General features: G+C 43.6%; 10 protein-coding genes and 1 pseudogene. 5 read left to right on the forward strand and 6 right to left on the reverse strand.

Annotation, left to right across the window (positions count from 1 at the left end):
* The 5 genes from BW716_RS09480 to BW716_RS09500 form a co-directional block, all read right to left on the reverse strand.
* Positions 1–218, reverse strand: a 218-nt coding sequence (locus BW716_RS09480) for a hypothetical protein (RefSeq protein ID WP_143708804.1), incomplete at its 3' end; no start/stop codon positions are given.
* 12 nt (positions 219–230) lie between these two features.
* Positions 231–7,244 carry a non-ribosomal peptide synthetase gene (locus tag BW716_RS09485; protein WP_083722300.1) on the reverse strand — a complete coding sequence of 2,338 codons (7,014 nt, stop codon included), beginning with the start codon at positions 7,242–7,244 and terminating at the stop codon, positions 231–233.
* A gap of 9 nt (positions 7,245–7,253) precedes the next feature.
* The gene (locus tag BW716_RS09490; RefSeq protein ID WP_083722301.1) at positions 7,254–9,101 is read right to left on the reverse strand and encodes a class II aldolase/adducin family protein; all 1,848 of its coding nucleotides are present in this window, start codon (positions 9,099–9,101) and stop codon (positions 7,254–7,256) included.
* Positions 9,102–9,111: 10 nt separating this feature from the next.
* Positions 9,112–16,095: a non-ribosomal peptide synthetase gene (locus BW716_RS09495; protein ID WP_083722302.1), complete on the reverse strand. Its 6,984-nt coding sequence runs from the start codon at positions 16,093–16,095 to the stop codon at positions 9,112–9,114.
* A 272-nt stretch (positions 16,096–16,367) separates the two neighbouring features.
* Complete coding sequence (locus tag BW716_RS09500) at positions 16,368–16,883, reverse strand: transcription termination/antitermination protein NusG (RefSeq protein ID WP_083722303.1); 516 nt, start codon at positions 16,881–16,883, stop codon at positions 16,368–16,370.
* A 1,388-nt stretch (positions 16,884–18,271) separates the two neighbouring features.
* Between BW716_RS09500 and BW716_RS38955 the strand changes: the two genes are divergently transcribed.
* The 4 genes and pseudogenes from BW716_RS38955 to BW716_RS09520 all read left to right on the forward strand — a co-directional run bounded on the left by BW716_RS38955 (position 18,272) and on the right by BW716_RS09520 (position 20,706).
* Complete coding sequence (locus BW716_RS38955; RefSeq protein WP_083722304.1) at positions 18,272–18,523, forward strand: cytochrome c peroxidase; 252 nt, start codon at positions 18,272–18,274, stop codon at positions 18,521–18,523.
* A 12-nt stretch (positions 18,524–18,535) separates the two neighbouring features.
* Positions 18,536–18,916, forward strand: a complete 381-nt coding sequence (locus BW716_RS09510; protein WP_083722305.1) for a hypothetical protein — start codon at positions 18,536–18,538, stop codon at positions 18,914–18,916.
* A gap of 55 nt (positions 18,917–18,971) precedes the next feature.
* A pseudogene (locus tag BW716_RS09515) lies at positions 18,972–19,142 on the forward strand (GMC oxidoreductase); the annotation flags it as partial.
* A 157-nt stretch (positions 19,143–19,299) separates the two neighbouring features.
* Entirely contained in the window at positions 19,300–20,706 is a 1,407-nt protein-coding gene (locus BW716_RS09520; protein WP_083722307.1) for a hypothetical protein, read from the forward strand.
* A 139-nt stretch (positions 20,707–20,845) separates the two neighbouring features.
* Here the strand turns inward: BW716_RS09520 and BW716_RS09525 are convergent, their stop codons facing one another.
* A complete protein-coding gene (locus tag BW716_RS09525) occupies positions 20,846–21,076 on the reverse strand; it encodes a hypothetical protein (protein ID WP_083722308.1) in 231 nt (76 codons plus the stop codon).
* 16 nt (positions 21,077–21,092) lie between these two features.
* Here BW716_RS09525 and BW716_RS09530 point away from each other — a divergent pair, with 16 nt between their 5' ends.
* Positions 21,093–21,350 carry a helix-turn-helix domain-containing protein gene (locus tag BW716_RS09530; RefSeq protein ID WP_255373865.1) on the forward strand — a complete coding sequence of 86 codons (258 nt, stop codon included), beginning with the start codon at positions 21,093–21,095 and terminating at the stop codon, positions 21,348–21,350.
* The last annotated feature ends 24 nt before the right edge of the window (positions 21,351–21,374 follow it).

The following is a 21,374-nucleotide window of genomic DNA, read 5'->3' on the forward strand; positions in this document are numbered from 1 at the left end:
TGCGCTGCAGAAAGTGCATAACTATCTTTTAGGCCTATCACAGGGATAGATGTATATTCTCTTTTGCTCAGGTAATTGATCAGGTCCTGCTTTTTTTCACGGATCTGTTCGAGCAACTTTTCATTGATTGAGTCACCGGGAAATTTAACAGACAGCCGACCATCTACTAACCTGATATATATATTATTCTCTCTTAAAAGGGCGAAGAATGTCTCCATTGTAAAGAATTTTTAAAGTATGATTTCGGTATAGTTGCTGCTATCCATTACAGTCGACCTTAACCATTCTTCTGTTGATTTTTGAGTGGTAATGAAATCGGCTAATGCTTTCACATTGCTTTTTTCGAAAAAGGTAGTCAGCGGAATTTCTACACCAGCTACCTGGTAAATCCTGGATAACGCCAATGCTGCTTTAATGGAATGTCCTCCTAATTCAAAGAAGTCATCCTCCATACCTATGTGTTCCAGCTTTAGCACTTCCTTGAAAATGAGCGAAAGTGACTGTTCCAGTGGTGTACCTGGCAGCTCCTGAACAGCAGGCTTTGCCTTTCGTTTCAATGCCACCTCAAACCCATGGCGCCCCGAAAATTCAAGCGCTTTGTAGACCTTGATATGCTGCAGGTTTTTCTCATTGTGCAGGCGCTTTTCCCACATCCAGTCACTTACCTGTTGCGCATCGTCTGTTCTGATCTGTATATAATCAGGCACAACCTCCAGGGAACATTGTGGAAACACCAGCCGAACCGGACCGGGCTTTCGTCCTGTTTCTCCATCTGCGTGTAATGATAGTAATTCCAGATAGCCCCCCTGTTCATGTTTAAGTAAACCATCCCTGCCGGCCGGACTAAAGCCAAACAAGCGATATAGCTTCGTGCTTACTTCCACATCGTAACTGATTGCCTGTAAAACCGGGGCTGCCTGTCCGGCAGCAGGAACAACCATGTCCGGATCTTCAATAAGCTCTATAAGGCCCAGGTCTTTCTGGTAGAGGAATAATACCTTTAGGTGATTGAATAATACAGCCGGTTGTGCCTCTCTGATAATTTCATATAAAAATCCCTGTTGATGCAGAAACGCCAACGCAGCGGAATGGTTTTTTACCCGGTAACAAAGATGATAGGGCACCGCCGCACTATCATGCAGGATCGCACGCAACGGATCATCTGCACCCACACCTTCCACAAGCTCCACGTTATACCAATCAGGGCGTGTTCCCATCGTTAGCCGGCAGCTTTGGACAGGATCATATACGACCGGTCCCCATCCAAATCCAAGAGATTGAAATACCGGCTGCACATCTGTAATTTTTCTAACCGCAATACCAATATGATCGATTAGAAAAGGAATCTTTTCTTCAACAGTATCCACGGGTAAATCCTGCCCCCTGTATATCTTTATTTCGCTGTCCTGTGCAGGAATCATATTTACTGCTATCTGGTAATAACCAGTCTGTGGCTGTTTTCCCCAGCTTTCCAGGAATTGCCTGATCGGGGCGTTTCGGGAAGTCTCCACAAAAGCGGCGGTAATAACATGTACATTTTTTTCCTGGCATATATTCTTCAACTCCGATAATATTACCTGCTCAATGCCGCGTCCCAATACCCTGCAGCTTAACAGGAAACTATGCAGCAGCAATTCATGTTCCCGGTGTTCCCTTATAAGCAGCCCTACAAAGCCATAATCCCCAAAGCGGTCCCGTACATGTATAACATCACAATAGAAATTATCCTGCGCTATCAGCCGTTCCAGTTCCTGCCGGTTCAGTCTTTTCCCGTTCAGGTTAAACTGATTCGTACGCATCAGCAATTGTAAAGCCCTTTCCATATCCTTTTCCGATATTGACCTGATACTAAGTTCCAGTTCAAGTCTTTGCAGGAAGGTCTGGATATTTGATTCCTTACGCAGTTCATCCCGCTGTTTTTCCGATTGATACATCTTATTCCGCTCAGTATCTTCGCGCGATACCTTTATTTTGTCAAACGCAATGATGTGTTGCAGGAATTGTTCATGATGTCGTTGATCAGCAGGTAACTGAAGGGTAAGCACCTGCGGATTTTCTTCCATCATTCGTTCACACTCTACCGGGTTATCATCAATAAAGGCAAAACTATCCAGTCCTACATTCAAGGCAGTTGCCAACTTGCGAATGTTGACAGTCTTATCGTTCCAGTCTATCCTCCAATCAATAAAATGTTCTTTTTTCACCAACATACCCGGATGCCCGCTGAATACCTTCCACACGTCTTCCTCGTTATTTTTACTGAGTAAAACCAGCAGAAATCCCTCATTGTATTTCCGAATCATCCATTCCTGCAAAGAACGATGGCCTTCCCGGATCTGTATATCAGATAAGCTGTCTTCTCCACACACCCCTTCCCATAATGTATGGTCACAATCAAGTGCTATTACTTTACAGGGAGTACCGTTGATGCCCCAGATGATGCGGTTAATATGGTAACCAAGGTAATAGAAGAAGGATGTTGTGAAAGGGATTTTTGCATTCCTGTAACCAACGGGATCAAAAATATCCTGGCCGGCATAGGGTGCACCGGCATTGACCAGGTATAAGTGATCCACGGCACCCAATACGTTGCGGCAGGCACTGTTCAGCCGTTCAATATGATCTGCCATCGGATGAGTAGCATCCACCGGCAACGAGACAAATATCACGGGACAGGTTTTAGCCAGCAGCGTCACTTTATCTATTAACTCCTGGTATACAATTTCCAGCGTTTCCAACGCCTGTGCGCCAGTCCTGTCCTGCACATAATCTTCAAAACGGTTTAGTATCACACAGGTTTCTCCGCCAGACTGCGGCTGCATCAATTCCTGGAACACATGATGATACCCTGCAAATGAGATCTCACTACGTTGTTCAAATTCATTCAACCACCACTCCAGGTGATCCTGTAAAGGTTCTGCGGTAAAGGAAGCAATCACTTTCAATCTCAAAGGCTGATAACTGCGTAATTCTTCCTCAGGGATCAGCTGCAGCTCTTTTAAGGAAGTAGCAGGCGCTGTAGCAATGGTCAGCAACAATTTTTTAAACCTGTCCAGCAATCGCTGCATAGACTGTTCATGGAAAAGATTACGGTTGTACTCCAACCGCATCTCGATAGCATTTCCCTTGTTGGTAGCGTCAATTTTAAAATCCAGCTTGGAAACACGCTGGGTAGTATCTGCCTCGTAACCTTCTATCATGACATCACCCGGCAACACCGGGTTATCAGCAGATTCCCCTGCTTCGTGAAAGATCAGCATGGTATCAAACACAGGATTCCTGGCAGGATTGGTTTGCTCATGGAAGTGCTCTACCATCAGGTCAAATGGGTATTCTTTATATTGATAGGTAGTAAGCAGTTCCCTGGCCGTATCCTGCACGTACGTCAACAGGTCTTTACTGGTATCTATCTGTATCCTGACCGGCAGGTAGTTAATAAATACCCCTATGACATTTTCCAGGTCAGCATGGTCCCGGCCAGATACAATAGTACCTACTATCACTTCTTCTTTGTTGCCATAGAACGATAGCAGCAATCCATAAGCCGCCATGAAAAGGTGATTCAGCGTCAGCTGCTTCCCGCTGGCCATCTTACGTAAAAGAGATAGTTCGTCCTCCGAAATGACAGACAGACAAGCATTACCTTCAAAGGTTAATTTATCAGGTCTCCTGAAATCAAGCGGGAACCCGTTATCCGGAATACCTTTTTTGAAAAAAGCCTCCCAGTAGGCAGCCTGTTCTTTATAAATAGCAGTATGCCAGCTGGCATAGTCTTTATATTGTATTTTCAGCGGCGGCAATTTGGCAGGAAGATCATAGTATGCAGCCTCATAAAAATGAAGCAGCTCCCTGTACATAATCGCCCTGGACCATCCGTCGCTGATAATATGATGTAACGTGAACAGTAATAAATGTCCTTCTGCTGTGCGGATTAACCTGCCCCTGATACCTATTTCATGTTCAATATCAAAAGGAGCGAGCGCTTCCTGCCTAATCATTTCGTCGAGCGCTTCCTTACTGGTAGCATATACCTGTTCCAGTGAGAAGTGAACTGTAGCAGGATCAAGTACCTGTTGAACAGGTTCACCATTCACATACCTGAACACAATTCTCAAAGATTCATGGCGGTCTATCAACCGCGCAAAAGCTGTTTCCAGCAGAGCTACATTCAACGCTCCTTTAAACAAACAGAGTTGCGGTACATTGTAAATGTTACTCGAATCTTTACGCTGACTGGTAAGCCATATCCTTTTTTGCGCATTGGACAAAGCATAATATGTGGCCTTTGGTACAGCAGGAATACCTTCTTGCACAACAACACACTCCGGTATCGTTATATGCTGGCAAAACAACCGTACAGTTGGATAATCAAAAAGATCTTTCAGAGTAGCCTTTACTCCGGTTTCTTTCTGTAACCGGTTGGCGAGTTGAATAGCTTTCAGGCTATGTCCTCCTATATCAAAAAAGTTATCGTCTATACTTATTTCCTGTTTGCCTAATACCTGTTTCCAGAGGTCCAGCACCTGCTGTTGCTGACTGTTTTCCGCCATTATAACTGTAGCCTTTTTTCCTGTTGCCGGATCGGGTAATGCCTTCAGATCAACCTTGTGATTGGCGGTTAGCGGAATTTCCCTTAGCTGTACAAGATCTGCAGGTACCATGTATTCAGGCAGCATCCCTTTCAGGAAAGTACGCAACTGTACTGAATCCACTTCTACCTTCGCAGTAAAGTAAGCGACCAGTTCTTTTTCCCGCACAGTTACAACTACCTGTTCTATATCCGGGTATTGGCTGATCACCTGTTTCACTTCTCCAGGTTCAACCCTGTATCCCCTGATTTTTACCTGGTCATCTTTACGTCCCAGATAAAGTATTGTACCATCAGGTAACCAGCAGCCAAGATCGCCGGTACGATATATACGGTCACCTGTTTGCGAATGTAGCGTGAACCGTTCAGCAGTAAGTTCCGGCCGGTTCAGATATTCCCTGGCCAGCCCTCTTCCTCCTACACAGATTTCACCGGGCATACCTGGGGCTGCGGCAGCAGCTGTATCATCGAGGATGAATACTTTGTTATTGCTGATGGGTTTACCGATAACAGGTTGCTGCCTGTAATGACTCAGGGCATGCAGATCAATCATATGAGCAATCGTACCGATGGTCGATTCTGTAGGCCCATAATGATTGGCAACCGTTATACGTGGATTGATCATTGTATGCAGCCACTCCAGATCATCTGCCTGTATCTTCTCTCCTCCCAGTATAATTAACCTTAGCGCTGCTGTGGAAAGTTGCCGCGCTTCGGCAGACCTGATCAGTACATGAAAAAAGGACGGGGTGGTTTTGATAAAAGAGACCTTCGCATCGACTATATAGTTTACGAGGAAATCCATATCCCGGACCTTATCACCCGCCAATAGATGTAATGTTCCTCCAGAAAGCAACGTTCCCCATAAAGCAGTATATCCAAGATCAAATGCATAGGATGACAGAAGCACCGAGCTATCGGCAGCCGTAAGGTGAAAGAAATTTTTCGCCCAGATCACATAATTTACGAGCGACTCGTCTGTGATCACCACTCCTTTTGGTAAGCCGGAAGTACCTGATGTGTAAATAATATAAGCAGGTGTATCACTTGTTCTTACGGGTAAAGGAACATCTTCCGGAGCATGTTCCATATCTTGTACCAACAATACAGTAATATGCTGATAAGGCATCAGTATCTCCTGCAGGCCGGATGCTGTCAATACGCAGCTGATACCTGCATCAGTAATAATATGTTGCAACCGCCGGGGGGCATCTTTTGGATCCAGCGGCACATAAGTTCCTCCGGCTTTGAGCACGGCCAGCATAGCTACAATCAGTTCAGAATGCTCGGTAAAAAGAATCCCGGTGCTGCCTGTGAGCTCTTTTTGTACCAGGTAGCCGGCCACCTGTGTAGCACGACGATCGAGTTCTTCATACGTTGTTTTACCCTGCTGATCTACCAGTGCCACATGCCCGCTGTTCATCGTCAGCTGCTGCCTGAAGAGGTCCACAACTGATAATGATAGAGAAGGTGATAGCAGTGTGTGACTGAAAGCAGACATTTTTCTCCGGAATAGATGACCAGGCAGCTTCAGTTGCGTCAACTGTTGATTGCCGTTTGTCAGCGATTGTACCAAACCTAACCAGGCATCATACAAATATGCAATATCACTGCTGCTAAAAGAATGTCGGTCATAATGGACAAACAATTGTCGGCCGCTTACTGTATGATGAACCTGTAATCTTATTTTAAGGGGACTATCAGGCAGTTGAACCTCTTCAATTACCAACCTGGATGCATTATCGTACAAACAATGATCTATATATTCAAACTGGTAACACAGGTGCGCTTCCACATATTGCCTGAATGTAGCATCCGGATTCAGGGCATCCTTATGTATGTCAGCCAGCTCGCATTCATCCTGGTAGCGTTGTACAAAATCGGCTGACAATAAATCCGGAGGCATGGATACCTGCAATGGTAATATGCTGGAAAAAACACCATGAGTATAGTATAATTCACTGAAGCTACGGCCATGATTTATATAACCTATAGCGCAGTCTTCCTCTCCATTCAGCTTCCATAGCAGTAAATGCCACGCAGCTGCGAGTATAACATCATTAACCTGTTCCACATCACCTGCTACCGGCTTATAAGTAGCAGTAACTGCCTTCCCGTTTGTTCGCTCAAACAACAGGTGTGGGTTACCGGCGGGTCGGGAAAGTCGCTCTTCCCAGAATAACCGGCCTTCCTGCAGGTCTTCAGACCCGTTTAACTGATGAATCCATTCGGCATACTGAAGATACCCGATGGCAGCCCCGGGTAAATCCCTTCCTTCATAAACAGCGATGGCCGTAGTAGCCAACAAACCAAGACTCCAGATATCAGCGCATAAAGGTGAAGCAGCAAACCGGATGGTCCGCCCATCATCACCCAAAGAAACTGACAGCAGGCTATCTCCGGCTACAGCAGGGGGTGTAAAAGAAACAGCAGGTATATCTGTAAGCGTTTGTAACGGTGCTTCCTGCCCCACTATTTCCGTAAAATTGACTTTGTATATATCACTACTTTCCAATACAGTATTCACCGCTGTACAAAACCGGTTCCAATCGGGAGTAATATCCGGCCTTATAACAATGGATATACGACCTGAATGCACAACATGCCAGGTATACTTCTGCTGTGGCGACAGCGAATAGCTTTCCAACTTGATCATTTTTTATATTTACTTATTGGGATTATATCTGATTAATTCGGGGTACCTGCGTTCCACTTTACGTAACAACGCATCAAATTCTATTTTAAATCCAATAGGATTTGCAATCCATTCTTTTGTCATACGCGCTACATCATCAGCAATCACTTTATAGTGACCATGCTGCCGGCATAATACATTCAACCGGGCAGCCCTTTCAAAAGCCACCATATACATAACGGCTGTTTCAATACTTTCTCCACAGGTGATAACCCCATGATTAGCCAGTATCACTGCATTGTTTCCTGCCAGTACAGCAGCCAGCTTTGCTGCATCTTCCACTTCGTTCACCGGCCCGTTATACTCACGGTAAAGCGAATGGTTTTCAAAAAACATACAGCAATTCTGATCTACCGGAAAAATGCCACAATCCAGGGCTGACAACAATGTACCCCAGGGAGAATGCGTATGTACAATACAATGCACATCAGGATAGGTTTTATGGATGGTTGCATGTATACAAAACCCAGCCACATTCACGGGGTGATTCCCATGGAGAACGGCTCCGTCTTCATTCACCAGGATAAGGTTATCTGGTGTAACCTCTTCCGAAATAAGGCCGAATGGATTTACCCAGAAGCGATCGGTAGTACCGGGTACTTTAAAGCTGATATGCCCGCTGATGCCCCCTTCCTCCAGTTGCTCCATTGCCATGATCCTGTTGGCAACAGCCAGTTTATATTTCAGGGTGTCTTCGTGCTGCGCTTCGTTCAGTCGGTTGATATAAAAAGTAGCGGTGTCCCTTCTTGAATCCTGTACTGTCTGTTGGGCTACGGGCAAGCTTTCGGGATATGCTTCCGTCATAGCTACCAATATGCTGCGCTTACCGCTAAATGGTGCACGACCGTGAGAATACAGTATGTTATCTATCATGACCATATCTCCTTTCTGCCAGTCAAAAGACAAGCTGGCCCTGTCATAAACCTCCCTGATTTCCGCCAGCACGGTTTGTTCTATGGGAGTGCCATCTCCGTAACAGGCATTTCGCGGAAGGTTGTCCAGCCCGTAGTTATCTATAAGGAATTGATAGATCTCTTCATTCAGATTAGTATAATGAAACAAGTGCGCCTGATTAAACCATACTTTCTCTCCCGTTTCAGGATGCACCAGTGTACTCTGCGATAATTGACGTGTACGTAGCGTTCCATCATCTTTCCACTCCAGCATGCTTTTCCTGCGACGGCAATAGGCTGCAACTTCTTCCTTATTATCTGTCTGGAAGAAATCCTGCCATGGAATATCTATGCCATTAACAAAGTTGCGGATGTACATGACGCCCTTCTCTTCGAAGCGCTTTACCGTCTCTTCACTCAGCAACCGGTACACTGCGCGGCTATCGCAAACCGGGGTCTGGCCTCCTGTCGCCGCTGGCTGATCACAATAAAAGAACACTTTACGTGGCCAGTGATCCGAATAGGAATGTTCATTATGCTGGGGAATATGTGATTCTTCAGGAAATTCTGTAGATGTATATACTTTCCCTTCCAGCCGGGTACGCGGTGTAGATGGTTCTGTATAATCCAACAGCTCCTTGCCGGTAATATCCTGCACAATGCCTGCAAAAGAGCTTTTGCTGCCCAGCGCACGAAATCCCCTGAACAGGATAATATGATCTTCATCAAACACTTTATTCACCAGCGTCCTGTTTTCTGTTATCCATTTCTCCAGTGCGATGCTGGCATCGCTGGATTCCATTATTGTAATACCGGTAAAGCCGTTGTCCATTCTTTTCTTTATTACCTTACCCTTATCGGCGGCTGTTACGGCCTGCGGTTTGGTACTTAAAAGTCCGGCCAGGCTATTTTTACTGATTGTCATGGTGGGGTTTTTATTTTTTCCGGAATTGTTTGAATTTATCGAGCAGTTGCGCCTGCTGTACTTTACGGTCACTGTCCACCTGTTGTCTGAACCGGTCGCTGAAAGTATTCAGCTCATGAATAGGTTTGCCGGGATGAACAACAATAATTTCCAGCAATTGCAGGTAAGCTGATATGATCAACGTAATCAGCTCCCTTTTAAAAAGAGAAGACTTGTATTCTACTATGCCGGACAAGTGCCGGGTACCGGGGCGCATTACCAGGCTAAGATCGAACTTGGACTGTATTTCCCTGGGCATCATCTTCCTTGCGCTAAGCTGTAATGCTTTGAGTCGCGCACCAAAATCATCATCTGCATTGTTCAATACAAACCTTGCCTGGAAAATAGGATGTACACCCGGTATTCTTTTATAGGACAACAGCGAGAGTAATTGATCAAAAGGCATTTCCTGGTGGGCGAAGTCGTTTTGCAGTTGCGCATTAACCAGTTTCAACAAAACCGAAAACGAAGCCGAAGGATCTATTGTCGTTCTAATGGCTACTGTATTTACAAAAAAGCCAATTAGAGGCTCCAGGCTTTCATGCCCGCGTCCTGCAACAGAAGTGCCCAGTATGATCTCCTGCTGCTTACTGATATGGTATAATAGTATATTGAACGCTGTGAATAACACAGGGAACAGCGATGTTTGGTCCGATACAGCCAACTGTTTCAACCGCCCATACAATTCGTCTGGAACAGGGAAATCATATCCTTCTCCTCTCCCGTCATTGTTCGCGGTACGGGCAGAAGAAAATGGCAGTTGTAGTACCGGGAGCTCTCCGGCCAACCGTTCTTTCCAGTAAGCTGCGGTTAGTACAAATTCGTCACTACGCAGCCAGGCCTGCTGCCAGGCTGCAAAATCGCGGTATCTTACCGGCAATACCGGAAGCGATGGCATATGCCCCGTTTTTAACCCTGCATACAACGCCATCCACTCTTTGATAAATATATCCATCGACCAGCCATCGCTGATGATGTGGTGCATGACCACCACCAGAAGATGTTGCTGCGCAACATCACTAAGTATTTTGATACGGATCAGCTGATCGTGCAGTAAATCAAACGGAATAGCATTTTCCCGCTCAATATTTATGAGCATTTCTTCATCTGTTAGCAACCAGTCCAATGTTTGCATCGCCCAATCCTCCCTGGATAAAGCGGGCAATATCTGCTGCCTAGGCAATCCATCCTCTCCGTTAACAAAAACGGTCCTTAAGCTTTCATGCCGTTCTATCATATGCCAGTAAGCCTGCTCCAGCAGCACGAGATCCAGTGGTCCATTCAAAACTGCACCTCCTGAAATATTATAGGCTGTAAGACCATCTGCATCCTGACTGGCTACCCAAAGGCGTTGCTGATTGGCAGACAGTGCATAGTCTGGCTGAGGCGCTATGCGTGATATTTTAATACCCGCTCTTTCACCACGGGATGCCAGGAGTACTGCCATGTGCCGGATGTCGAAATTACCGAATACCTCTCTCAGGGTAATTGTCCTGCCAAATTGCTGCTCTACCTGGTTAATCAGCCTGATAGCTGTGAGGCTGTTACCGCCCATTTCAAAAAAGTTGTCCGTAACACCGATTTGAGATTTTCCAAGGAGGGACTGCCAGATAGCAGCAAGTCGTTGTTCCATTTCATTACCGGGAGCAATGTGTGCAGCACCTGACTCCGCAGTCATTGGCGAGGGCAAAGCATGGCGGTTAATTTTACCGTTAGATGTAAAAGGTAATTTTTCCAGCTTCATGATCACAGTGGGAATCATATAAGCTGGCAATTTTTTAGTAAGATCCCCCGGATCGAAATCACCGGCACTAACAATATAGGCAGCCAGCTGATTGTACCCATTATGATCTTTAAATACAGTCACAACAGATTGCTTAACTGAAGGAGACTGTTGTAATATAGCTTCTATTTCACCAGGTTCTACACGGTAGCCCCGTATTTTCACCTGTTTGTCAATCCGGCCTTTAAATAAAATATCGCCATCCGGCAACTGACAAACCAGATCGCCCGTGCGATATAACTTATACTTATTAGATGCGTCAAAAGGATCATCAATAAATCTGGCGTTTGTCAAGTCAGGATTATGCAGGTAGCCTGGGGCTACTCCTTCGCCACCAATCCATAACTCGCCGGGTACGCCCACAGGACAAAGCGCAAAATCCCGGTTTACAATGTAAATCCTGGTATTAGAAAAAGGCTTCCCTATGGGAATAGCATTGTACGAATGAGTGGCCGCAACTTTGTGAAGGAGTTTACCGACAGTTGTTTCCGTAGGCCCATAATGGTTAATGACGCTGATACCTGGCCGGGCAGCGTAAATGCTTTCCCGGTATTCTTCTGTCAGCTCCTCTCCTCCAAAGATGATCATCTGTTCCGGCAGCAATAGTTTTCCGCCACGTTCCAACGTATGCCAGTAAGAGGGAACTATTTTCATACAATCGATCCGGTTGACAGCGAAATATTCATGTAGCAGTGCAGGCGTACTTAAAGTATTCTTCGTAAAGGTGTGTAACGTTCCCCCGGCTGCAAGTGCCCCGAATAAAACCGTATTGCCAAGATCTGTGGCAATGGTCGACATTAGCGCAAAACTCCGGTTGATTTGTATATCAGTTGCCGAGAAAAGACCAAATACATAATCCATCACATTCCGGTGACTGACCATCACACCTTTGGGTTCACCCGTAGACCCGGAGGTGTAAATCACATAAATTAACCGGGCGCTATGCCGGTTAACAACAGGTTTATCAGGGCGATCGCTTATCATTGGCAGCAGCATTTCATCCACCTGTATTACAATAAGATCTGTATCTTCAAACAGGGCTACTCCTGTCCTGTCTGTAATCACCAGGGCTGCATCTGTTTGTTGAATAATATACTGTAGCCTTTCCTGCGGTGCATCAGTATCTATAGGAACATATACTGCGCCTGCCTTTAACACTGCAAGTATTGCTGTCAATACCTGTTCATATGCCTGACCGATACAAATTACTACCTTACTGTCTTCTGTAACTCCTAACGTACGGATATAATGCGCCAACCTGTTCGCCTGTTCATCCACTTCTCTGTATGTACGGACCTGTGATCCGAATATGAGCGCAGGAGCATCAGGTGTACGCCTGGCGTGATCTTCAAACAGGTCAGTGATCGTTTTTTGTTCCGGGAAATCAACACTGGCGATTAAAGGCTGCAATTGCTGATCCGCTGCCGTTAGTATGGAATAATTCCCTATTCGTTGTTCGGGATTCTCCATTATTGCACGTAACAGTACATCAAAATTCCCGGCCATACGTTCGATGGTTGCGGCAAAGAAAAGATCACTGTTATATTGTATGGCATACTGTATATCATTCTCATTTTCCGTAAATGTAAACGTGAGATCAAACTTAGCAACCTCCTGCTCAAACGGCAGTACTGAAAATGATACGTCGTCCAATTCAGGTATAGTAACAGGTATATTGTTCTGTAGCACAAACAGTACCTGGAACAAAGCAGTATGTGCAGGATCTCTGGTGGTTTCCACTACATCTACGACTTTTTCAAAAGGCACATCCCCATGGGTAAATGCATCCAGCGAAGTTTCCTTCACCTTAGCCAATAAGCTACAAAAAGTTGGATTTCCGCTCAAATCATCCCGAAGCACAACCATATTCACAAAAAAACCTATCAGTGGTGCTATTTCGAACTGACCGCGATTTGCAAGAGGACTTCCTACGCTGATATCATCCTGCCCGGTGTAACGGTATAATAACACCTTGAAGGCAGCAAGCAATGTCATAAATAAAGTAACTCCTTCCCTGGCAGACAGTGCTTTCAATTGCGCTGTAAGTGCAGGATCGATATAAAAATGACATGCTCCGCCTTTGAAAGTTCTCGTAGCGGGTCTTGTCTTATCAAATGGTAGTGCAAGTCGCTGTATTCCATCCAGTTTATTTTCCCAGTACGCCAGTTTGTGTACCAATAGCTCTCCCTTTAAATACGCCCGCTGCCATAAGGCATAATCTGCATACTGAACAGGCAATACGGGCAAACCGGCATCAATAGTGTTTCCCTTTGCTTTGTAAAAAGAAGTGAGCTCATTCACAAACAAAGGCATAGACCAGCCGTCTGCAATCAAATGATGCATCACAATGATCAGGTAAGTGTCGCCTTCAGACTGTGATAAGAGGCAAGCTCTCAGCAACAGGTCTTCCGCCAACCTGAATGGCTGGTTCACCCACTCCGTGATATATTGTTCCACCATCGCATTCCCAACAGTAACACTGTCCAGTTCAAACAGTGGAATCGGTTGTATATATTGGTACCCCATTCCATCCTCTTCCCGGATCACAGTCCGCAGCACTTCATGCCGGTCCAGCATAGCTATAAAGGCAGCATGAAGTGCGCCCTTATCCAGGTTACCATTTAACTTCAATACAATCGGAATGTGATAATGAATACTACCTTCCAGGCGGTCAAGTAACCAGATCCGTTCCTGCGCAAAAGAAAGCGGTATCTTTGGGGGACGTTGCTGTACGGTCATAAGCGGGACAACGGAGGTTCCCAACCGTTCATGAATGAGGGCTTCCTGAAGTAGTATAGTAGGATTGGCGAAAAGCTCTTTTACCTGTACATCTGCACCTAATGCATTCCTGATAGCTGCACCTGCACTGGCCAGCATAAGTGAGTTACCTCCGAGCGCAAGGAAATCATCATGCACACCAATCCCCGGAATTCCCAACAATGTTTCCCATATGACCACCAGTTGCTGCTGGAGTGCATTTGCAGGTGGCACATAATTTTCTTTTTGTAAATGAAAATCAGGCAGCTGTTTTTTATCTATTTTCCCATTGGGGGTAAGCGGAAGTATATTCAGCTGCATAAAAAAACCGGGCACCATGTATTCCGGAAGTGTGCCAGTGAGGAATTTCCTGAGCACATCTTGCTCAATCAAAGAGTTGGCTACGAAATAAGCCACTAATACCTTGTTTTGAGCCGTCTCCTTCACGGTAACAACTACCTGTTGTATATCAGGCGAAAAACGCACAATAGCAGCTTCCACCTCTCCTGCTTCGATACGATATCCCCTTAGTTTGAGCTGCTCATCATTCCTGCCTTTGAATTCAATATTTCCATCGGGCAACCATCTGCCTACATCACCGGTATTATACATTCTTGTACCATGTACAGGATGCTCAATGAATCTTTCACAGGTAAGCCGTTCATTATTCAGATAACCTTTTCCGACACCAACCCCCGCTACGAAAATCGTTCCTTCGATCCCAACAGGCACTAATTGCAGCAAGTCATCGAGGATCAATACAGACAAATTAGCAATAGGCCGGCCTATGGGTAATGTTTTCCGTGTACTATCTTCAGGCATTACCCGGTACATCGAAACACAAACTGCACATTCAGTAGGACCATAAGCATTAAAGCAAAGAATGTTTTTGGCCAGACCGGTTACTTTAGGTACATGAGCAGCTTCACCTGCAGTTATCAGGCATCGGATCCCGGCGAGATCACCATCGGTTAGCAAATCCAGGTAGCCAGGTGTAACGGAGATGACAGAGGTAGTTGTTTCCCGCAAAAATGCACCGAACTGCACCGGATCTTTTACCAACATTTCTTCAGGTATCAAAATAGTAGCGCCACTGTAAAGCGCAGTCATCACTTCTGCAACAGAAGCATCAAAAGCGAGGGAGGCCACCCATGTCACACGATCTGCAGCTGATAGCTCCAGTCTGCTGATCATATCCAACGACATATTTATGTTACCGCCGTGTGTCACCATAGCCCCTTTAGGCTTACCTGTAGAACCTGATGTGTAGATCACATATGCTGTATCACCATGCAAAATTTCACAATCAGGATTAACAACCGGTTCTTGCTGCCACAGGCTTTCGTCATACACAACAGCACTAATAGATTCGAATGCAGGTGCCGCTGTAATCAATAACTGTATACGGCTATCATCTATAATGTGCGCTATTCTTTCTGCAGGATAATTCCGGTCTACAGGCAGATAGGCAGCACCTGTTTTCAAAATCGCCAGCATCGCTACCACAAAATCGTCAGACTTAGGCAACAGTATGCCGACTACACTATCCCTGCTTAACAGATAGTTTTGTAACAGGTAGTGAGCCATTTTATTGACAGCACAATTCAGTTCTCCATATGTCATCTCACGACCCCTATGTACCAGTGCAATCGCATGTGGATCACTTTGCACCCGGGCTTCAAACAGGCTTACCATCGTAGCATCATGAGGATATTCCTTCCGGGAATTGAAAGTATGCAGCAACAGGTCCTTCTCATCTGCCAACAGCAGTGATACTTCACCTATAGGGATGTCAATATAAGCTTCCAGCTGCCTGATCCAGTTTACATACTGATTAAGAAAATGGGCAGCCACAAAACTATCAGTAAAATCAGATGATGTGTGAATAGAAAATGTATTTCCATCAATACAAAAATTGAAAGGCATTGCCTGAAGTGGTCTGGGAGCCTGGCTATGGCAGGAGAAAGTAAAATCCGTCAGCTGCCTGAATGAAACAGTACCAGGTGTATTTTGCCATTCAGCCGGATCGTATATAGCGTGGCTATATACCTCCTGTACTTCCTTCTTCATTTCATGCAGCAACTGTCTTAAAGTAAGACGGATGTTTGGTAAATTGTAAAATAGCAGTGGGGTATCAGCGAACTGTTGCGCTCTTATTATATCATAAGAGAGCACGCTTCCGCCAAAGGCAGGAAAATACCTCTTCAGCAATAGCATGTATACCGCGAGATAGACGGTATAGACAGCCATGGGCTGTCGCCCGGTTAAGTGTTGAAAGTAACCGGTTTCTTCCTCAGGCAAAATAATTGTTCGGGAAAAGTCGGGGACGATAGCCCCAATAGCACTTATATCTTTACCGTGGATTTTTTTCAGCCAATACTCCCTTAAAAGTTGATTCTCGATACGCTCTTGCATTCTTTAAGCTTTATGCATAAAACAACAGACAGGATGATGTAACAATGTTATACTTCCTTTGAAATGAATTACAGTTTGAATAGCTTGTTTAAAAAGTATTCTTTGTGACATAAGAATCAGTGAAGCGTTCAGTTAACTGGGTAATTTCATATTTAGCATACTATTTCCCCTTTCCGTACTATTATTAAAAATGTATAGTAGCGGAACGAGTTAATTGGAAAAATGATGTTGAAAATTGTAAGAATGGAAATGGGGTATTCCTTCAAAAATGTCTAGGCTACAAAAGCGATCAGGTATTCGCTGGGTAAATTGATGAGTACATTTCTTCTTAGCAGGTTTACTCTGACAATTATTTTTTCTTTCCCTTTCACCTCCACTACTTCAGCCTTACAACCGGCGAGCGTACCTTCTTTAATCACAACCTGGCGACCAGGGTCAAAGCGAGCAGACGAAACCTCCATTTCTGCATGCTGCATTTCCAGTAACCGGATGTTGTCGATAACGATTTCACTTACCACCGCAATCTCATTGCCGAACTTCACATAGTTAATCACACTATTAATATTCAACAATTCATAATATTCACTTACGTTTTCTGGACTGACAAAAATATAAGAAGGGAATAACGGTAGTTCTACATATCGCTTCCTTCCGTTCCAGGTCCTTAGATTTTTTGTCATTGGCAGAAAGAAAGTGATTCCTCTAGTCTTTAAAATGCTGGCAATTTTCTTTTCATGGCGTGGCATGACATAAATCACATACCAACTTCTTTTGCAAGAAATCTTCATTGTGGGTCTATATTTAAGGGAAACATGTATCAAACAAATAATGAACAGTGATTTACATAATCACTATCAATGAGGAAACAACTATATAATTTTATTTAAATGAAAAATCGTACAACGACTTAGTTGTGGCCAGGATAGAGCTATCGCTAAGGTAAGCTGCACTTACAATAGATTAAAATGATTTAAATTAAACTGCAAATACCAATTGTGCAACTTCCGGATTGATCTTTATGATTCCGATAACGAGCTTAACATATTTGGGTTTCTGACCAGCAATTTAATTCATTTTGCTAAAGAAAAAAAAATAATCCAATCGCGTAATAAGTTACATTAAGTTCTTTTCGCAGCGAATAATATTTACCAATAAATTATTATTTTTCAATTACCACTTTCTCTTTATATTCAATCAAATAGATGATTTTCTTGCTGCGCGAATGTAGTAGATGGATGTAAACAAAAAAGAACAATCATTGAAAAAATTGTACTTTCAGCCAACCCTATGCTTCTACCATGAATTATTAGATTATCAAAGACGAAGCTGTACTATGCGCGTTTATGGAATGACTGCCGATATTGGAAGAAAGTGAAGTATATATGTACAACATAGCCCTTTTTTATAAGCATCCCTTTTAGGTAATTTTCAAAACAGGTAACAATGCGGATTTTATCCATGATAGACTCAAAGACAAATTCCTGTATCATATAAACAGGAATCTGAACGTCGCGGTTACTGATGGTGTTGTTTAACAGTTTTCTTTGTGCAATACATTTTGCCCGTTTGAATATTTTGCCACCGTGAGTTAATAAGTTAACTGGGAACTTCGTTCTGGCCTTAGGGCAACAGTATCACAAAATATGTATATATATTATCAAAATATGCCTGGGTCATAAAATCATTATTGAACTGAACTATAAAACTAACCACAAAGTGCACAATATTTTTGCGCATTTTATGCAAATTCGAATTTCCCCTTTTTTATTAAGGCAGTCAATATATGTAAAGTACAGGTGTAAACTTGACAATACCCGCATAGTGATGAAAATAGGACAACACAAACAACTGCGACTTCTGCATTGCTAACAGTACTAATCATTGCATGATTATTCTTCGTTGTTCAGAAAGAAGAGGTTCCCAATTTACGATTTTTACAGGCAAGCGTTTGATCAAGTTATTTATGCCCTTCTTTCTTTAAATTTCGCTCAAAAAGCTCCTTGAAAATCTGGGAAATAAAGTAATCTATGATAATTTTGATATTGATGTCAATTTTAATGCAGTGGCGGAATAAGCGTAAGCAAAAAGCCATTGTACTGACAAGTGCACGATGATATGAAAAAACTCCTTTTAGCCTTCAGTGTAATGATAGGGTTGTTGAGTTTTGCAGGCACTAATGAATGATGAAGTAAAAACCAAAGAACAATTGGGCGAGAAATTATTTTTCGCCCCAATTTTGTCTGCGGACAATACTATTAGTTGCGCCTACAGTCATAAGCCTCAATTTACCTTCTCAGAAACGGCTACTTTCAGCGTGGGAATAAACGGGAATTTGATTACCTGCAATTCACCAGGATTAATTCACCAGGATTGGCGAATCTTTCCGGTCGTGCGGCTTTACTCCAATCTCCATGTATTATATGGCTAGTGCAAAAATAATATGATTGTTTACGATGCCAGTAATAACTTCCTCCTTGCGCTACTTCCCTGTAATCTTTTTACGGTGGTTATTTGCTCAGTCAACCATCACGTCAACAACAGGATTCAAGCTTTCACTATAAGCCGCCAGCGTTTATTCAACAAGAACCGGCGAATCATCATAGACAGTCCTTATAATGAGCTGATTGAACTGAAAAACTCCACGCGGGATCATCGCTTTACTGACCTATTAAATGCCGCATCAGTTCTGGGCTATGGTCACATGGCAGTATTTGTAAATGGCCTGCATACCGTTTTTAATTGGCTGATAAACAATGAGGCATTACAGGTCATTCCGCCATCACCAGCCATTAAAAAGGGCGATACGTATGCTTATGTTTAGGATATAGAAGGCAATCTTATAGAATTGATTCAGGGTGGTCAACGGCTTTGATGCAACAGCTGCCCGCAATGGGTATAACCAGGTGCGTGCGGCAAAAAATGTGTTTATTACAGATGAGGCCTGCATGGCTTCGTCGGCTTGCCAGAATCCTTCTATTACATATATGGCGCTGGCAGCGAGAGCCAGCGATTATGCAGTGAAGGAGCTGAAGAAGGGAAATATATAATTAATTTTATTTGTAAATGCCCGCTTTACTATCTTTGGTGGTAAGGAGGATTTTTTTGTACAATCATTGGAATATAGTACTAAGGTGTTATTTATCCCTTGCGTATAAAGCAATAACTTGGTAGTGTACAAGTTTGTAAACCGTTCTCTATACAATTATGAATCTATTTTTACTCGCTACATTCACTATATTGTTCAATAATCCGGCTAGCGATTCTACAGTTAGAAAAGATAGTATTATCACCCTGCCTGACAGGTATCTGAGTCAGGTAAAACGCAAATCAGAACATGTCGAATCCCAGGTAGACAAGCGTACGGCGCAGGCCCTGGATCGCTTTGCACGCCAGGAAAAAAGAATGCAGGCGAAGCTGATGAAGATGGATTCGACAGCCGCAAAAAGAATATTTTCCCAGTCTATAGATAGTCTTAATCATATGAAGGCCGGTTTAGGGAGAAAGGTGAGTGGCATCACATCTAATGCCGGGGGCGCTTATTTGGATACTTTGCAGAATTCATTGAAATTCCTGCAAGGGGCGAATAATATATCAGGGGCGAATACCAGTAAACTGGCGAGTGCTACACAGAGCGTAGATAATCTGCAAAATAGCCTGCAACAAGCGGAGCAGGTAAAGGCATACCTGAGAGAGCAAAGGCAATTGTTAAAACAGCAACTGGCAAATTATACTGGTTTTGGCAAGGATTTGACAAACCTGAATAAGGAGGCATATTATTACGGCCAGCAATTGAATGAATACAAGGCTACTTTATCGGATAGGAAAAAAGCAGAAGAGAATGCGGTCAAATTGCTCAAAACTTTACCAGCGTATAATAATTTTATAACACAGCATTCACAGTATGCGAGTTTGTTCAACCTGATTGGAGCCAGCAGTAATAGTACAGCCAGTCTGGCGGGGTTGCAGACCCGTAGCCAGGTAGAGTCAATTATTTCCCAGCGGTTGGGGAATGATCCCAGTGCGCAGCAGGCGGTGAGTCAGCAGATGGCGCAGGCAAAGTCACAGTTGAATGAGTTGAAGGATAAATATTCCAATTTAGATAATGCGGGAGATATGCCTGATTTCAAACCAAACCCGATGAAGACAAAGAGTTTTCTGCAGCGGTTGGAATTTGGGGGGAACCTGCAATTCCAGAAGAATACGTCTTATTATCCTACTACCACGGACATTGCCGGACAGGTGGGGTATAAGTTTCATAAAAATGGTTCTGCTGGTGTAGGTGTGTCTTATAAGTTAGGGATGGGCACAGGTTGGAATCATATTGCTTTTACGCACCAGGGGGTGGGCTTGAGGTCTTATATAGATTGGAAGTTGAAGGGGACTTTTTATTTGAATGGTGGGTTTGAGGAGAATTATGTGACCACTTTTACGAATGTGTCTGAGTTGATGAATGTAAATAGCTGGCAGCGGAGTGCGCTCTTGGGGATATCTAAGAAATATAAGATTAATGCAAAGTTGAAAGGGAACCTGATGTTGTTGTATGATTTTCTGGCCAGCAGAAATTTCCCTGCTACCAGTTCAATAAAGGTGAGATTTGGGTATACCATGTAATGGGAAAAGCGCATAAAAGCCTATGCTAAATAGCAAAGCCCACGCAGACTTGCGCGGGCTTTTGGGAAAATAATATATTGTTCCTGTCTACCAGTTATAAATTCCGTGCGCCTCCAAAATATAATAATAATTGATAAAATCAGGTTTTATTTCCCCCTCTACAACAAACACTTTCAAGCTGGCTTTCACTCAAAATATAACCATCATAAAAAAACGGATCACCTTCCTGAATAGTAAAGGTTTTAATTAACTCTTCAACTGTTACAACAATGCTAATTTCTTCGCATAAATCTTGTGATGCCTTATTGTAAATATTAATCGTACGATCAACTCGTTCAAGTTTATCTGATAAGTTTCGCGAGGATGTCATATAGGTAAGTATTTCTATTTCGGTAATTGGCAGATATGAAAGAGATGAGATGACCCCAAGTATTGATGTGGCTAAAAATATTTCTAACCACTTAAATACTACTGTCGGCTATCTTTTAGGGGAAACAGATAAAGCGGATTTGTTTAAAGACCCTGTAATGTTGCAACTATTATCTGAACTGGACAAAATGGAGAATACAGAAAAAAGCCATATCCTGCAAGTACTGGATGGCTTTATTAAATCCGTTAAACTTAAAAATATCGCTACCCTGTAAAAAGCAAAAGCCCGATTGCTCGGG

This window comes from [Flexibacter] sp. ATCC 35208 (genome assembly GCF_001975825.1).
Classification (GTDB): Bacteria; Bacteroidota; Bacteroidia; order Chitinophagales; family Chitinophagaceae; genus Chitinophaga.

What these genes read in the sequence shown, in the direction of transcription:
- BW716_RS09525 (WP_083722308.1), bottom strand. Translation starts at nt 21,076, where the DNA reads ATGACATCCTCGCGAAACTTATCAGATAAACTTGAACGAGTTGATCGT.
- BW716_RS09490 (WP_083722301.1), bottom strand. Translation starts at nt 9,101, where the DNA reads ATGACAATCAGTAAAAATAGCCTGGCCGGACTTTTAAGTACCAAACCG.
- BW716_RS09495 (WP_083722302.1), bottom strand. Translation starts at nt 16,095, where the DNA reads ATGCAAGAGCGTATCGAGAATCAACTTTTAAGGGAGTATTGGCTGAAA.
- BW716_RS09485 (WP_083722300.1), bottom strand. Translation starts at nt 7,244, where the DNA reads ATGATCAAGTTGGAAAGCTATTCGCTGTCGCCACAGCAGAAGTATACC.
- BW716_RS09510 (WP_083722305.1), top strand. Translation starts at nt 18,536, where the DNA reads ATGATTGTTTACGATGCCAGTAATAACTTCCTCCTTGCGCTACTTCCC.
- BW716_RS09520 (WP_083722307.1), top strand. Translation starts at nt 19,300, where the DNA reads ATGAATCTATTTTTACTCGCTACATTCACTATATTGTTCAATAATCCG.
- BW716_RS38955 (WP_083722304.1), top strand. Translation starts at nt 18,272, where the DNA reads ATGAATGATGAAGTAAAAACCAAAGAACAATTGGGCGAGAAATTATTT.
- BW716_RS09500 (WP_083722303.1), bottom strand. Translation starts at nt 16,883, where the DNA reads ATGAAGATTTCTTGCAAAAGAAGTTGGTATGTGATTTATGTCATGCCA.